15 protein-coding genes are annotated in these 15,520 nt (G+C 48.4%); 6 read left to right on the top strand and 9 right to left on the bottom strand.

What is annotated here, in order from left to right:
- Entirely contained in the window at nucleotides 1-288 is a 288-nt protein-coding gene (locus KIU71_RS15605; protein ID WP_214132227.1) for a YebG family protein, read from the top strand.
- A gap of 35 nt (nucleotides 289-323) precedes the next feature.
- Here the strand turns inward: KIU71_RS15605 and KIU71_RS15600 are convergent, their stop codons facing one another.
- From KIU71_RS15600 to hppD, 5 genes are all read right to left on the bottom strand, one after another.
- Nucleotides 324-2,264, bottom strand: coding sequence for a sensor histidine kinase (locus KIU71_RS15600; RefSeq protein WP_214132226.1), 1,941 nt, complete (start codon nucleotides 2,262-2,264; stop codon nucleotides 324-326).
- Entirely contained in the window at nucleotides 2,264-3,409 is a 1,146-nt protein-coding gene (locus KIU71_RS15595; protein ID WP_214132225.1) for a sugar ABC transporter substrate-binding protein, read from the bottom strand. Before KIU71_RS15595 ends, KIU71_RS15600 begins: the two co-directional genes overlap by 1 nt.
- 192 nt (nucleotides 3,410-3,601) lie before the next feature.
- Nucleotides 3,602-4,612: a fumarylacetoacetate hydrolase family protein gene (locus KIU71_RS15590; protein ID WP_214132224.1), complete on the bottom strand. Its 1,011-nt coding sequence runs from the start codon at nucleotides 4,610-4,612 to the stop codon at nucleotides 3,602-3,604.
- A complete protein-coding gene (locus KIU71_RS15585) occupies nucleotides 4,609-5,172 on the bottom strand; it encodes a VOC family protein (RefSeq protein ID WP_214132223.1) in 564 nt (187 codons plus the stop codon). Before KIU71_RS15585 ends, KIU71_RS15590 begins: the two co-directional genes overlap by 4 nt.
- A gap of 2 nt (nucleotides 5,173-5,174) precedes the next feature.
- Nucleotides 5,175-6,263 (bottom strand): 4-hydroxyphenylpyruvate dioxygenase, encoded by a 1,089-nt coding sequence (gene hppD / locus KIU71_RS15580; RefSeq protein WP_214132222.1) that lies wholly within the window; start codon nucleotides 6,261-6,263, stop codon nucleotides 5,175-5,177.
- A 60-nt stretch (nucleotides 6,264-6,323) separates the two neighbouring features.
- Between hppD and KIU71_RS15575 the strand changes: the two genes are divergently transcribed.
- Nucleotides 6,324-6,884 (top strand): MarR family winged helix-turn-helix transcriptional regulator, encoded by a 561-nt coding sequence (locus KIU71_RS15575; RefSeq protein ID WP_250207567.1) that lies wholly within the window; start codon nucleotides 6,324-6,326, stop codon nucleotides 6,882-6,884.
- A gap of 1 nt (nucleotide 6,885) precedes the next feature.
- Here the strand turns inward: KIU71_RS15575 and KIU71_RS15570 are convergent, their stop codons facing one another.
- On the bottom strand, nucleotides 6,886-7,758 hold the full coding sequence (locus KIU71_RS15570) for an alpha/beta hydrolase family protein (RefSeq protein WP_214132221.1): 873 nt from the start codon (nucleotides 7,756-7,758) through the stop codon (nucleotides 6,886-6,888).
- An 87-nt stretch (nucleotides 7,759-7,845) separates the two neighbouring features.
- Between KIU71_RS15570 and KIU71_RS15565 the strand changes: the two genes are divergently transcribed.
- Nucleotides 7,846-8,016, top strand: coding sequence for a hypothetical protein (locus KIU71_RS15565; protein ID WP_214132220.1), 171 nt, complete (start codon nucleotides 7,846-7,848; stop codon nucleotides 8,014-8,016).
- On the opposite strand, the gene KIU71_RS15560 is transcribed toward KIU71_RS15565, so the two are convergent.
- Nucleotides 8,008-8,607 (bottom strand): uracil-DNA glycosylase family protein, encoded by a 600-nt coding sequence (locus KIU71_RS15560; RefSeq protein ID WP_214132219.1) that lies wholly within the window; start codon nucleotides 8,605-8,607, stop codon nucleotides 8,008-8,010. The genes KIU71_RS15565 and KIU71_RS15560 overlap by 9 nt on opposite strands.
- A gap of 67 nt (nucleotides 8,608-8,674) precedes the next feature.
- Between KIU71_RS15560 and KIU71_RS15555 the strand changes: the two genes are divergently transcribed.
- Both KIU71_RS15555 and KIU71_RS15550 read left to right on the top strand, forming a co-directional pair.
- A complete protein-coding gene (locus KIU71_RS15555) occupies nucleotides 8,675-9,085 on the top strand; it encodes a response regulator (protein ID WP_214132218.1) in 411 nt (136 codons plus the stop codon).
- Nucleotides 9,086-9,111: 26 nt separating this feature from the next.
- Nucleotides 9,112-10,656 carry a sensor histidine kinase gene (locus KIU71_RS15550; RefSeq protein WP_214132217.1) on the top strand — a complete coding sequence of 515 codons (1,545 nt, stop codon included), beginning with the start codon at nucleotides 9,112-9,114 and terminating at the stop codon, nucleotides 10,654-10,656.
- A 44-nt stretch (nucleotides 10,657-10,700) separates the two neighbouring features.
- Here KIU71_RS15550 and KIU71_RS15545 read toward each other — a convergent pair whose 3' ends face one another.
- Nucleotides 10,701-11,777, bottom strand: coding sequence for a methyl-accepting chemotaxis protein (locus KIU71_RS15545; RefSeq protein WP_214132216.1), 1,077 nt, complete (start codon nucleotides 11,775-11,777; stop codon nucleotides 10,701-10,703).
- A 101-nt stretch (nucleotides 11,778-11,878) separates the two neighbouring features.
- Here KIU71_RS15545 and KIU71_RS15540 point away from each other — a divergent pair, with 101 nt between their 5' ends.
- On the top strand, nucleotides 11,879-12,166 hold the full coding sequence (locus KIU71_RS15540) for a SemiSWEET transporter (protein WP_214132215.1): 288 nt from the start codon (nucleotides 11,879-11,881) through the stop codon (nucleotides 12,164-12,166).
- Here KIU71_RS15540 and KIU71_RS15535 read toward each other — a convergent pair.
- The gene (locus KIU71_RS15535; protein ID WP_214132214.1) at nucleotides 12,163-15,477 is read right to left on the bottom strand and encodes a S41 family peptidase; all 3,315 of its coding nucleotides are present in this window, start codon (nucleotides 15,475-15,477) and stop codon (nucleotides 12,163-12,165) included. The genes KIU71_RS15540 and KIU71_RS15535 overlap by 4 nt on opposite strands.
- Between the last annotated feature and the right edge of the window lie 43 nt (nucleotides 15,478-15,520).

Raw genomic sequence — 15,520 nt, 5'->3', positions numbered from 1 at the left:
ATGGCTATCACTGTACAGTATGTTGTTACTCATAAAGGAGTCGAAAAGTTGGTTACTGCAGATAAAAAAGCTGCTGATCAGTACGATAAGATGCTTGATGTTGCCGACAACCTTCAGCACTACTTAGTCAGCAAAGGCGCAGAGTTGTCTGAAGCTGACCTTGAATCGTTGGTATTAACCCTTGCACAAAACAAAGACAGTATCGGTAAGATTTTGAAAGGGACTGAGGCGGATAAGCTTTTGAGCGCCGAAAGTGCCGAAGTGGTTAAGATCAAAGCGTCTAAGTAACGAAGCCAATCTCGCGGGCACCGATGACGAACGTGTTAGGAAGCGAGTTGCTCTAAGTGCCTTACTGGAAAGGTAATGGCGATAGAAAGCCCCGAATCCTGCGGATTGAAACAGCGGATTTTTCCGCCTAACCGTTGTGTCGCTAAGTTATACACGATACTGAGACCTAGTCCGCTGCCGCCAGATTGGCGGCTGGTTGTGTAAAAGGGCTCGAAGAGTTTAGGCAAGTTCTCAGGTTTTACGCCCTTGCCGTTGTCGCTGAATACGATGCTAAGCTCCTCGCTCTGTGAGAGCGTAACGTCAATGGATATGGCTCTGTGCTTGATATCGGTGCCTGAAAAGCCATGCTTTATTGAGTTGAGTATCAGGTTGCTGATGATCTGACTCAGCGCGCCGGGATAGGTCTCTATTCGTTGATGAGTGTTTCCTGAAAAATTCACGCTTATCTGATGGCGTTCAATGTCTTTTTGAAGACTACGCACGATCAATTCTAAATAGTCGTGTAGCTGTATTTCACGTTTTCTGTCGCTGGATTGATCAACCGAAACCGCCTTAAAACTTTGGATCAGCTCGGCCGCCCGCTCAGTATTTTTGGTTAGGATGTCCACGCAATTGCTGGCGTTTTCGATGAAATCATCGAGATCCTTTCGTGAGATATTATTGTTCGCATACGCTTTTTTGAGCGCCGCTAATCGCTCCTCTAAAATACTGGTTGCCGTGACACAAACGCCAATGGGCGTATTCACTTCATGCGCAACGCCCGCAACCAAAACGCCTATTTGCGACATCTTTTCTGACTCGACCAATTGATTTTGGGTTCTAATTAACTCGCGGTTAACTTTCTTCACATCAATCACTGCATTTTCCAGTTCTTCAGTACGCAACTGCACTTTGCGTTCAAGGTTTTGCTGAAACTCTTTTATGTTACTCGCCATGTGCTCCAGCAAAACAGCAACTCGGTCAATCTCCACAAACCGAAAGCGCTTGTTGTGCGCAGAGAAATCGCCACTGCCAAATTGCGCAACGATGGCATTCAATTGTTCAATAGGTTTTAGCTCCAACCTGACAAACAACCAGCCGAGAAGAATGAACACTAGCATTGCGGCAGACGTGTAAACGGTATACTCCAACGTTAAGCCATCAACCGCAGAAAGCGCATCGTCTTCGGTGCGATAAAACCGTGCTTCAACGGCGATATCGCTGAGCGGAACGAGCATTGAAGCCGTTGTGCGAATACTGTCTTGCGGCATGATATCTTGATAAACATCTATCGCACTGCTACCTATCGAAATACTGTCGAGTAGCAGATTGCCACTTCGTTGATAAATCAGCTTGGCGAGGTCGCTAAAAAGTACCAGTGATACTAGCGTACCCGTATGACTACTTCGGGAGTCAAGCACCTCCGTCTCACTGACATAAAGCGGCGCTGAAATCACCAAAATCCCCGTTTCATCTTCTGTATTAACGCTGTGTGGGCGTGTAAAACGTCTTAGCTGCATGGCAAATTGAGGATGACTGATGACATCAATATTTGCGCCATGTGCCGCAGAGTGTGGATCGAGTAGTTCACGCTGCTTCAACGGATAAACATCCAACAACAAGGCATCTTCTGGATAGGCTTCGACGATATTGCCCTGATTATCGATCAATACCGCAGCAGCCACAAAATGGTGACTATTCACATGCTCGTTCAATGCGTTAGCAGCACTGTAGCCAAATAGCGCAGATTGACCGGCTAGCGCCACATTGGTGTCGCGACTGGTTTGCACTAACGACAATTCAGCTCGCTCCAACGCAAACCTCGCGCCTTGCATCACAGAGTCAGCAATCGCCTGTTGTTTCTCTATCTGCTCATCAATCTGGATATTTCGAAAACTTGATATCAGCACCGCACTGATCACAACAAGTGGCAATAGCGCACATAACACGTATTGTGTTATCAAAATCACTTTAAGACTGAAACGAGGCCTTCGCATCAGTTCGAGCGCTCACTTTGTGACATCTTGTGAAAGTCAATCAATGCCTGTTTCTGCATAAAATCGGCACTAGCCTGAGCCGATAAACGCTGTCGTTGATGCAGCTTTAGGCCGCGTCGCATTCCGCTCCAGATAGACACAAATGCTCTACTCGCCGGCATCAGTACAATTTCACTACTGAGTTGGCGCTGTGCATGCACGAGAGGCACCATAGAAGGACTTTCAATTATTTTGTCGTCAAGTGGCCAACTATGGGTTTCACGCAACAACGCGCGCTGGGCTTCTTCAGTTTGCAGGAACTCAACGAATTGATGGATCGCCGGCCCGTTCTCACCTGTCAAACTGTTGTTCGGAAACGACAACGCCACCAGTGAAGAAAGCGCTGTCATCTGATTACCTCGATAGGACGGCAACGGCGCAATACCCAGATCATCACCCAGCGCTTTGTGAGCTTTTCGCAGCGACCAGACACCGTTGAGTGCGTAGGCAACTTTGCCATTAAAGAAGTCGACTGAAACACAGTCGTAGCCACATTGATCGTCAATCACGCCTTTAGTAGCCAATGAACGAAAGAAATCCAACGCCTGCGCCACCGCCGGTGAATCCAGAGCAGGCTTGCCATTTTGAACGAATTTTCCGTCGAATACACTGACAAAGTGAGCAAACCAATAGGGCTCGGCATACAGCACGCCCACAGGCAACAGGCGATTTTCTCGAAAATGTGCGGCTTGGGCGATGAGAGCCTCCCACGAGCAAGCTGGGGTTTGTACCAACCGTTTGTTATACAACATCAATAATCGACTATAGCGCTGGAGAGGAATACCGTAAAAAATGGAGTCTACTTGAAGTGCAGCCATTTCCTGCTCAGTGAGAAAGGGCGCAATGCGCAGCGACGCTGTCTCGGGATCAATCGCACTAAGCTTCATCACATTGGCATAAACCAGATTGTCGGATGAAAAAATAGCGATGTCAGGCGCATTACCGGCCATCACTGTTTTCACTATCGATGTTTTTAATTCCTCGTTAGGCAGTGTCACAATAGTGACGTGCTGGTGAGGGTTCTGTGTGGAAAATGTTGCGGCAAGTTCAGTGAGAACATCTTCTAGTTGTTCTGAGGCTGACCAAATCGTTAACGATTCTGCCACACACCTCGACGAGGCTGACGCGGTGAGCACAGCAGCAGCAAGACAACTTAAAAACAGGCGCGTGTAGGTCAAAAGCAGTAAGCACGATAAGTGGGCAACTTGCCGAAGTATAGACTAAACGAGCGCAGCTTGGCGAATCCCAAACTGCGCTCGTTAACATTGCAAACAATCGCTTCGTGGCAGGAAGCGGCGTTATTTGGCCTGTTCGACGGTTTGCGCGATCTGGCCAAACAGGGATTGACCCTCTTGGTCGAACATCTCAATACTCACCGAATCCCCGAACTTCATAAATGGGGTTGTTGGTTTACCGTCTTGAATAGTTTCGATCATACGTACCTCGGCGATACAGCTATAACCTACACCACCATTCGCAACATGTTTGCCGGGGCCACCATCCAATTTGTTTGATACCGTACCAGAACCGATAATCGTTCCGGCTGCCAACGGTCGAGTCCGTGCTGCATGAGCGATCAATTGGCCAAAATCGAATGTCATATCGACGCCAGCTTCAGGTTTACCGAAAATTTCGCCGTTAAGGTGAGACACCAGCGGCAGCGAGAGTTTGCCGCCCTGCCAGCGATCACCGAGTGTATCAGGCGTTACGCAAACCGGGCTGAACGCACTGGAAGGCTTAGATTGAAAGAAACCAAAGCCTTTGGCAAGTTCGCCCGGGATCAAGCCTCGTAAAGACACGTCGTTTACAATCATAATCAAGCGCACATAATCCAAGGCATCCTCAGCAGATACGCCCATAGGAACATCGCCCGTGACCACGGCAACCTCAGCTTCAAAATCGATACCGAAGCCTTCGTCCTGTGGCATAACAATATTGTCTCTTGGACCAATAAAACTGTCTGAACCGCCTTGATACATCAGTGGATCAGTCCAGAAGCTCTCCGGCATTTCAGCATTTCTGGCTTTTCTGACTAATTCTACATGATTGACATAGGCGCTTCCGTCGGCCCATTGATAGGCGCGAGGCAATGGAGAAGCACATTGCGTTTGATCGAATGCCTCCCCCTCTGAATCGCTTGATTCAAGTTGGTCAGCCAAGGCTTGTAGCTTAGGTTGTACGTCGTCCCAGTTATCCAGGGCATTTTGCAAAGTCGGTGCTACGTCAGTTGCATCAAGCATGCGGGTTAATGCCGCATTGACGACAACTAATTTGCCATCTCTACCGTGTTTCAAGCTCGCTAGTTTCATTGATTTCCTCCTGGAAAGCCTTGGCCATTGTGCAGCCAATCAGCATGTTTCGGCGCTTTTTTCGTTTCTGACCACTCTGCCAGCATGGCAGGAGCAACGCGTTTTAACTCTGCCATCATTTCAGGTGTGTGGGTGTTTGCGGCTAATTCAATCCGATGACCATTGGGATCGAAGAAATAAATGGATTTAAAAATACCGTGATCGGTCGGGCCAAGCACCTTGATATCGTTGGCTTCCAATCGTGCTTTGGCAGCTAACAGTGTGTCCATAGATTCTACTTCAAAAGCAATGTGCTGAACCCATTCTGGCGTATTTCCATCGCGACCCATTTCTGGCGAGTTTGGCAGTTCAAAGAAAGCCAGAACGTTGCCGTTACCCGCGTCTAGAAACACGTGCATGTAGGGATCTGGCGCTTGCGTTGAAGGCACTTTATCCTCTGCGATTGCCAATTGAAAATCCATATCGAGCATGGTCTGATAGAATTCGACCGTCTCCTTGGCATCCTTGCAGCGGTATGCTACATGATGGATACGAGAAAGTGACAAAGGTGAGTCTGCCATAATTACGCGTCCTCTTTTGATTTGATAACACCACGTGCGACTTGGTCTCGCTCGATAGATTCAAATAACGCCTTAAAATTTCCTTCACCGAATCCATCATCTTGCTTGCGTTGAATAAATTCAAAGAATACTGGGCCCAGCAATGTTTCAGAAAAAATTTGCAGCAGTAAACGTGGCTGGCCGCCTTCGGTGGTGCCATCCAGTAAGATGCCACGGCTCTGCAATTCGTCGACGGGCTCACCATGATTAGGTAGACGTTCTTCCAGCATTTCATAATACGTTGCCGGAGGGGCGGTCATAAATTTGGTGCCCTGCGCCTTGAGGCGATCCCAACATGCTAGCAGGTCATCACACGCAAATGCGATGTGCTGGATCCCTTCGCCATTATACGCCATCAAGAATTCTTCAATCTGGCCACCGCCGCCACCGCCGGCTTCTTCATTGAGCGGAATGCGAATTTTACCGTCTGGAGCAGTCATCGCTTTAGACAGCAAACCGGTGTACTCGCCTTTGATATCAAAGTAGCGAATTTCGCGGAAGTTAAACAGGTTAGTGTAAAAATCAGCCCAGTAGCCCATGCGACCACGGTATACATTGTGAGTAAGGTGATCGAGTGTATGGAAACCGCAGCCTTCTGGATGACGGTCAACGCCCTCAATCCATTCAAAGTCGATGTCATAAATGGTTTCGCCTTCTTTATAGCGATCAATCAAGTATAAGGCAGCACCGCCAATACCTTTGATTGCCGGCAAACGAAGCTCCATTGGGCCGGTGTACATCTCGACCGGCTGTGCGCCTTTGCGCAACGCTTCGTTGTAGGCAAACTGTGCATCTTTAACACGAAACGCCATGCCACAGGCTGAAGGGCCATGCTCTTCAGCGTAATATGCTGCAGGGCTTTTAGGCTCATAGTTTGTGATGAAATTAATATCGCCCTGACGCCACAATGCCACATCTTTTGACTTGTGGTTTGCCACTTTTGTGAAACCCATGGTTTCAAAAATAGGCTCAAGGACACCTTTTTTGGGTGCTGTGAACTCAACAAACTCGAAACCGTCTAATCCCATAGGGTTTTCAAATAAATCAGTCATCGTGGTACCTCAATCATGTGAAATTTGACTATCACGCGCATTTGTACGTTAATAGTTGCTATGACAACTAAATTAGTTGCTAATACAACTATTGTCAAGCTAAGCGGTTATTTAATCATTCAGCGTTACCTTAAAGGCAGTGACTCCATGACAGCACCATCATCACATCGCAGTATGCCTAATCAGTTAAATCTCGCACGGTTCCTGCCGTATCGACTATCAATCCTGTCCAACAAGGTCAGCGGCATCATTGCGCAGACCTACAAAGACAAATTTGCGCTGTCGATTACTGAGTGGCGCATCATGGCGGTTCTGGGAGAGCATAGTGGTATCTCGGCAGATGAGATCTCAGTGAAAACGCAAATTGAAAAGTCGATACTTAGCCGGGCAATCAGTAAATTGTTAAATCGACACCTGATAGTTCGTACGATAGCAGAGGATGACAGGCGTCGCTCAGAGATCCGGTTGTCTGATACCGGGCAGACGGTTTATCAGGAAATCGTACCGCTTTCTTATGCGTATGAAGAAAAGTTGTTAAGTTGTTTGTCTTCGCAGGAACGGCATCAGTTTAGTGAGTTGATCGACCGGCTCGCCGCGCACGCAGAGTCTATGCAGCCCTAGACTATTGCGTGGGCGTATGCCGTTCAAAAAACTCAAACGTATCCTGCCACAGCGAGCTAGCAGCACTGCGAAAGTAACCCATGTGCCCAATTGAATCGAGCCCTGCATTAGCAGGGGCTATATCCACACTGCGTAGTGCTGCGGCGCTATAAAACGGCATAAACGCATCGCGCGATGCCGGCATGGCCCATTTATCGTCCATGGCATTGGCGGCTGTGATGGGAACTCGTACCTGTGAGAACTGCGCTTTCATTTCGGGCGTATCTGGGTCATCGAAAAAATAATGTGGAAACCCACACCACCGTTTCCACTGGGTATACACGCCTTTGGGCAGGTCTTCACCCATACCCAATATGCTCCAGCCCAAATAGCCTTTCAGTCCAACAATAATGGGAGCGATGATATGCCAGAGTAGAAGAACGCGAACTTGCTCTGATTTAGGCATCCAGCCATGCCATCCCGCCCCAGTGCCAAATGTGTACGCTGCGCTCAGTTCGCCATGGTTTTGTGCTAATCCCAGTGCGTGCCCACCGTACGAATGACCGACCAAAAAACGAGGCAGATTGGTTTGAACGGCGTATTCAATGGCTGCTGACAGGTCGTAGCGCCCCCAATCCCGATAATTCATGTCGTACCCGCGCAGCGACTGAGGTGCGCTTTCACCGATGCCGCGATAATCAAACGTGACGACATCATAGTGTCGTGCTACTGCTTCAAGCGCAAATTTTCGATAAAACCCTTGTGGAACGCCAGTCGCACTGGCGACGATGATCACCCCAACCGGCTGGGACGCTTGGTAATGCAGGCCGACAAGGGCCTGGCCGTCGCTGGTGGTTAATGAGATGCGCTGCGGGTTATTGTTAGGTTCAGACATATTCTGCTCTTCAATCACGTGATACTGGTATCCTAAACGATGGAGTATACTCCACAGTCAAGTGCTTTTAAGGTGGAGCTGAGTGCAATGAACGCTGCTGAAGTCGCGCTGCTGACCAATCCGCAGCCAGATTGCCCGTTGTTGAACAATGCGTTGACGGAGCAATTGTCACGTATCAACGCGCGGATCGAAGAACTGGAAGAAGCAAAATCAACTATCACACGCTGGTTGTCTACATTGCATGAGTCTTCAAAATAGCGAACGTACCTTTGCTTGGAGTACAGGCACGTGCTCGCTTTCAAACCATGTGTGACGGGCTAGCCAGCGATTATTCCGCCCCGACGGATGGGGTAGTGCGCACACGTTACCAACCAGATTAGGTGCATTGATTGAAGCGGGGGTTCTCGTCGCCTGAATAGCTCGGGTGAGTGTTTGATATTGCGGCAAGTAATGCTGCTGTGCGTAGCGACCAATCACCAGGATTAGCGCGGGCTTCATCGCCGCCAGAAACCTTGGGTGCCACATTGGTGCACACGGTTTTAAAGGGGGAGCATCTGCATTGTTTTTGTAACCGGGAAAACAGAAACTCATTGGCACAACAGACACCGCATTCGAGTCGAAAAACTGTGCTCGACTCAGGCCTAACCAGTGTCGTAGGCGATCACCCGACGGGTCATTCCACGCTATCCCAGAGTCATGCGCCAGTTTTCCCGGCGCCTGACTGATCAAGCAAAGCTTGGTTTCCTGCGCCAGCATAAAAACAGGATTTGGTTCGTGAGGTATTAGCGCAGCGCAATGGCGACAGGCTCGCGCCTCATCGCGTAAGTTTCCCAACAGGTTATTTGACATGTGAGGGTGTGATTTCCCGTGTAGCAATGTATCCTAGTTATTATGAGCGAATACAGCCTTTAGCCCAATGATGAAATCACCAATTTTACTAGTTGATGACAGTGAGATAGATCGTTACATATTGAAGCGTCAACTAAAGACTATCGGTTTTACCGATGTAATAGAAAAGCTCGATGGCATAGAAGCGCTCGATTATTTAAAGCATTTAGCCGCCACGCCTGCTGGCAAACAGGTTCCTTTACTGATAATTTTGGATGTGAATATGCCACGAATGGGCGGATTTGAACTACTGGCAAACACAGTTCCCCTGTTTGAAGAAGTGCTCAAAGATACTACCGTAATGATTTACTCGGGTAGCGAGAGTGAGCTGGAGAAGCAACAAGCAGCGGCTTATCCTTGGGTAAAGGGTTTTCTGCCGAAAGGTGCAACACCTGAGCAACTTGAGAATCTTGTGGGCCACTTTCGAGTCCCCTCGTAATAGTTACTGACCATAAATAGGAAACCATGCACAAACCGACACTGCCCGACAATGAAAGCCAACGTTTAAAAGCCTTGGTCAGTTATCAAATCATGGATACTGATCCCGATCCGGTATTTGACGACATTACGGCTATGATTGCTGAGCTGTGCGAAACATCTATTGCACTGGTGAGTCTGATTGATGATTGTCGTCAATGGTTTAAATCAGCGTTCGGATTAAGCGCCACCGAAACAAGTAAAGATATTGCTTTTTGTGCCCACGCGATCCATCAAAATGACATTTTTGAAGTGACAGACACACTCAAAGATGAACGTTTTCACGATAATCCATTGGTTACTGACGAGCCCAATATTCGATTTTATGCGGGTATGCCGCTCGTCGACGAGCAAGGTTTCGCGTTAGGTACACTGTGTGTTATCGATACTCAACCTAAGCAGCTTTCAGTTCGCCAACGCCGCTATCTTGCAGTGCTTGCCAGAGAGGTTACAGCGCGCCTTAACCTGATACGCAAGAATCGTGAACTGGAAGAAGCAAAAGCATTGCAAGAGCTAATTACTCAAACCAATCAAGATTACATTTTTGTAAAAGACAAAGATTTCCGTATTGTTCAAGCAAACCCTGCGTTTATGTCGCTATATCCTGAACACGCGCGAGATAGCGTGATCGGCTTTACCACGATTGAAGAGTTTGACGCACAGGCGGCAAATGAATTCCTAGAAGATGACCGACGAGCCTTCGAAACGGGTCGAAATGAAACTGTGGAAACACTGGTGTGCCCGGATGGCAAACTGCATACCATTCACACCCTCAAAATTCGTTTTGAAGATCACCGTGGTGAACCTTTCATTTTAGGGGTGGGCCGCGATGTTACTGAGCGGGAAGAGTTGATTGCATCGTTGACACGGTCGAATAAGGAGCTGGATGAATTCGCTTATGTTGCTTCCCATGATTTGCGCTCGCCGCTCACCGCTATCCGGCGCTTAATTGGCTGGGTTGAGGAAGATGAAGAATCTCAGTTAAGTGAAGAAAGTGCTTCTCACATTGCGATGATAAACGTACGTGCAAACCGTATGGACCGATTATTAACGGATTTACTCGACTATGCTCGTGTCGGTAAGGAAGAGCACCAAGCAGAACCACTTAATTTTCGTAAAGTTACCATGGATTGCGTGGCGCTGCTGGATATGCCAGCGAGCTTTAGCCTCACAGCGGAGGATAGTCAGCTTCAACTTCCTAAATTACCACTGCAACTGGTCCTGACCAATCTGATATCGAATGCCATAAAGCACCATGATCGTAGTGACGGCAATATCCGTGTGCAGTGTTCTCATCAGCAATTCGGTTACGAGATCACAGTGAGCGATGACGGACCAGGAATCGATCCGGCTTATCACGAAAAAGTCTTCCAACGTTTTCAAACGTTGCAACCCAGAGATAAAGTGGAAGGCACCGGATTAGGGCTATCAATGGTGCAGAAAATGGTAGAGCATTACGGCGGTTCAATTTCGCTGACGTCATCGCCAGGTCAAGGGGCTTCTTTTACGATCGTGTGGCCAGTAGAAAAGTAAATCATCTGACCACACGTTTGGTACTTTAGATGTCCTGACTGGTCTTAAACCAGCTTATCCAGTTCTCGCATCACGGTTTCGCTGGCGGTTTCCATGGCCACTAGCATGGCGTTGCATTGTTTAGCATTTTTCTGCTGAGCCTGCTTTAGGGCTTCAACGCCAAACTTGTGCATCTCCATATGAGGTTTTTCAAGTGCTTTAAACGCGGGGTTGGCACCAAATTTAGCGCGGCCTTCACTTTGATACCATTGACCCAGTCGGCTGCTGTGGTGATCAGAAAAATCTTCAACCGCTTTGTTGCTCTGGCCGCACACCACGGCATACACCTGACTCTTCCAAACGAGATGGTCGAGTTTGACGGTCTGAATGAATGAGCGCAGTGACGATGAACCAATCGTGCGTTTCATGCTGTCACAAGATTGGATGATGGCAGCATAGTTGTCATTGAGGTGACCTACGCCTGTCGCCAATTCATCGTTATTGCCTTTCAAGTCCTGAACAGAGTCTACGGCGCTGCGCGTTGACTTAATAATACGATTAACCAACTCGGCGACTTCACTGGCGGATTTATTGGTTTCGTTTGCCAATGCGCGAACTTCGTCTGCGACTACGCTGAATCCACGGCCCGCATCACCTGCACGAGCCGCCTCAATAGCCGCGTTTAATGCGAGCAAGTTGGTTTGATCGGAAATACTGGTAATCGTGGTGACGAATTTATTAATATTGTCAGCGGTAACCGAAAGGCCCGAAATTCCTTCGCTCATGCTACCCATTTGAGAGCTCAGGCTGTCCATATTCGTGACAATATTGCCAAGAGCAGAGGTGGAATGATCAAACAACTCATTAATGTTGTCGACCGACTGGCTTTCTTTTTTAATGTGTTCGTAGGACTGTAAAACGGTTTGTCGGATCCCTTCAATTTGTTTCATTGAACCCAGCATACATTTTAATAATGCCTGCTGATCAGCGCTAAACTGTTGGCTTTGCTCCGCGGCTTTCGCTTTTAACATTTGATTTTCGGCGGCGAGACTATCACTAATTTTCACCTGTTTGGCATGCTGTTTGAGCAACTCTTGATGCTCCGCCACTAATGCCTCGTACTTTGATTTTGAGACCAGCATAGTTTTTTATTCCTTCTACTTCGTAATATCAGTACAAATTCACTTGCGTATGGTTCTTAAAAGACTCAGGCTAACAAACCTTGTGCAGCAATGAGTAGACCATGGACGCTTTACACCTAATCGGCTATCTCGCAGCCATTTGTACTACCTGTGCATTTTTACCTCAGGCGCTCAAAGTGCTGAAAACCGGCGACACTCATTCTTTATCGTTAATGATGTACATTATCTTTAGTACGGGCGTAGCGCTATGGTTAATTTACGGTCTGCTGAAAAAAGATCTCCCCATCATTGCTGCGAACACCGTAACCTTGGTTTTCGCGCTCCTGATCCTATCTGTGATCATCAGAAATCGCCTGCGCAAAACCGCGCAGGCAGCTCAACTGGATTAGCGGTTAGGGTTTCGCACACTGTGTCCCGGGCCCATATCAGTAGGGAAAGGCTTCGCTTTTAGTGGTTTCACGGGCGCGTCTTTCAAGCGTTTAGTTAACCATTTTATGGCCTCTTGCAACTGTACATCGTTGCCGTTAAAGGTGGCGTGCGGTAAATTGTCCACTTCCACATCAGGCTCAACGCCATGGCCTTCTACAATAAATTGGCCATCGGTATTAAATACCGGAAACTCAGCCACCCGTGCAATGCCACCGTCGACTAAGCGATTGCGACCGGACAACCACACGCCAGCCCCTGCCGTTTGTTTGCCAATTACGGTGCCAAGGTCCAGTGCTTTCACGCCGGCGGTAAATGTTTCGCCGTCTGAATAAGTAAATTCATCGGCAAGCACCACCAGATGACCGCGAAATGTCTGCTGCATATTAGTAAATTGCTCGCCATTGGTTGATTGCCAGAACGCCCATGTGCGTTTAAGCAACTTTTCCAGTATCCAGGCATCAATATTGCCTCCGCGATTACCTCGAACATCAATGATCAATGCAGGTTTATCGTATTGCGCGTAAAACTCCCGAGCAAAATGGGCGATGTCACGACCGCCCATCGCATAGAGGTGCAAGTAACCAATGTCGGCAGAGGCCTTAGTTACCTTTTCGAGGTTTGACATTGTCCAATCCTGATAGCGTAGACGCGCTGCCTGCTGCGCTGATACTGGCGTGACGACCGCATTGAATGACTCACCTTTGCGGGTGAGCGTTAGCAAAACCTGTTTTCCTGCCTGATTGCGTAACTGGGTCGCTAGTGCCGCATTGTGCTCAACAGGTTGATTGTTCACTGCGATAAGTACATCACCAATACTGACATCAACGCCTGGCTGATTCAGTGGTGAGGCATCGCTTGGAAGCTCGGGATCAGTGCGATAGATGTGCGACACTATCAGCCCCGCATCAGCATCCTCAAACACCGCGCCCAGATCAGCTGGTTTAGGTGCGTCTTTGTCACGGCTTACGTCGCCGCCACGAACCTGAGAGTGAAGCGTGTTGAGTTCGCCCATCATCTGTTCAAAAATATCATTCAACTCGTGTCTGTCGGTGATCCGAGCTAACAAAGGGGTATATTTTTCGCGCGTAGCTTGCCAATCCAGACCGCGCATCGTTGCATCAAATAGCGAGTCTCGATGCATTAACCACGCATCACGGAATATCTGCTGCCATTCTTGGCGGGGATCGATGACCAATTTCCATTGTGCGGTATGCACCTTGGCATTTTTAGTGTCTTTTGGAAACGTACCGGCCGCATCTACAATGAACAGGTTTGCATTGTCACCGCCTTCTTTTCTGACAAACATACGCTTGCCATCATAGGAAAGTCGATAGTCGACAATCCCTTCAGCAAACGTCTCCGGTTTAGCATCATGCGAAAGCGCTAACGATTTTAATACCGGCTTTGAATTAGGCTCTGAAACGCGATCACGCACGAACAGAAATTTCTCATTCATACTCAGCATAGCGTAATTTCCAGACGGCATCGGCACTTCCCACAGGCGTTGGGCGATATTGTCCCACGCGATCTTCGTAGGAGAAGGTGGGTTAGCACCTTGTTCTTCTGATTCTGAATCTGGTAGCTGAGTTTGTTCTGTGGCCGCGTTATTTTTTTCACTTGCGCGTGCGTCGGTGAGCTCATTGGGTGGTTGAAAAGCAAAGTCGGCACTCGGGTCGAGGCTCACCGCATAAATTTTGGTACGCCTATCAAACATGGGCCCCATATTGCGGTCGCCCCACGGCGCGCTTGGCGAAGCAATGAAGTCGCGGTCAGAGAGAAAATATAACCACTGATTGTCACTACTGAACGCGGGTGAATACGACTCATATTTTTCTGATGTCAGAATACGTTGCTTTTGCTCCGCTAGCGAGTAGAGCAATATCCGTGGTCGCTCTACTTGTTTTTGACGATACGTGATCGCCAGCAAATGGCTATCGTTAGACCAAACCACATCAGAGATCGGATCTAAACCGGTGTTGTCGTCAATGATGGCTGTGTTTTTGCCTGACTCAAGGTTGAGTAACCAGAGATTCCCCGCTTTATCGTCATGCGCAATCCATTTTCCGTCAGGAGATGGATACAGGCTCCAACGCATCGTGCTGCCATCAAAGGTTAATTGTGTTGCACTGCTCTTACCATCAGCTGAGAAACGCCAGATTTCGGTTTCACCTGAGGCATCACTCAAGGCGTACACCCATTTCCCTTCGTGACCAAGTATGGCTTGTCGGGTGCGGGCTTTTGCATCCGTGGCTATTGGCGTTAATCGTGCTGACGTGATCCCAGCAACAGCGCTGTGGCCACGTGCTGTCAATGTAACTCTGTCACCGGCACCGGAATAGCGGGCGGACTCCAACTGTTTGAGCGGTTGGTTGATCCAGTTTTCTCGCAACGCCGGAAAGTCAGAAATAAGCTGAGGTTGAATCGTGTCGACTTGGCCTGTGGCCAACGTAAGGATCTTAATATCAGCGCCGTGCTGAAAAGCAATACGACCGTTGTTCAACATGGGCTCACGCACGGCCCAGTCGTCAAACTGAGTCACTTGTTCAAGCGCTTTACCCTCAATGGTCATTGACCATATATTGTCTAAGCCACTGTCATTACTAATGAAATAGACTTTGTCACCTGCAATCATCGGCGACCGCACTGAACCTGCGTGCGCGGCAGTTAAATGCGTTGCTTCCCGATCCGTGTTGAGTTCAAAGCGCCATAGTTCACCTTTCGCTCCGCCACGATAACGGTTGGCATTATCAGTTGATACCTGCAAACCGTGCTGCGCAAATACCAGTGTTGAATTGTCGATGTCGCCTTCCACCGCATTGGCAACGGGTAATACCGTGCTTTTTAAGGTGTCGGGGTTAACTCGCTTTAACACCCATGAGCCTGCGGTACCAATACGATTCGCGGTGGCGAACAATATGCCGTCTTCTGACCAGGCATGTAACTTAATCTGGTGGTTTTCAAATGTGACGCGTTTAGCAACCCCGCCACGCATTGGCATCGTATACACCTCGGTCGCGCCTTCATAATTGGCTGCGAAAGCAATCTGATTGCCGTCCGGTGATATAACGGCACTGTGCTCTTCAGCGGGGTGGGTGGTCAATCGCATCGCGTGTGAGTCACCCAATTGCATACGCCAAATATCACCTTCAGCGGTAAACACAAGGGTATCGCTATGTAGCGAGGGAGCTCGGTAGTAACCCGGTTCAGCAGCTTCCGATAAGAACGGCATTGCCAACGATGCAGCAAAAATAAACGTAATTATAATTTTCATAGGGTTTTCTTCTTTTTAATATACCGACTAGGTTATAGCGAAC

The organism is Alteromonas oceanisediminis (genome assembly GCF_018474025.1).
Lineage (GTDB): Bacteria > Pseudomonadota > Gammaproteobacteria > Enterobacterales > Alteromonadaceae > Alteromonas_E > Alteromonas_E oceanisediminis.
The sequence above is the reverse complement of the archived record's forward strand: the minus strand, read 5'-3'. Positions and strand labels throughout refer to the sequence as shown.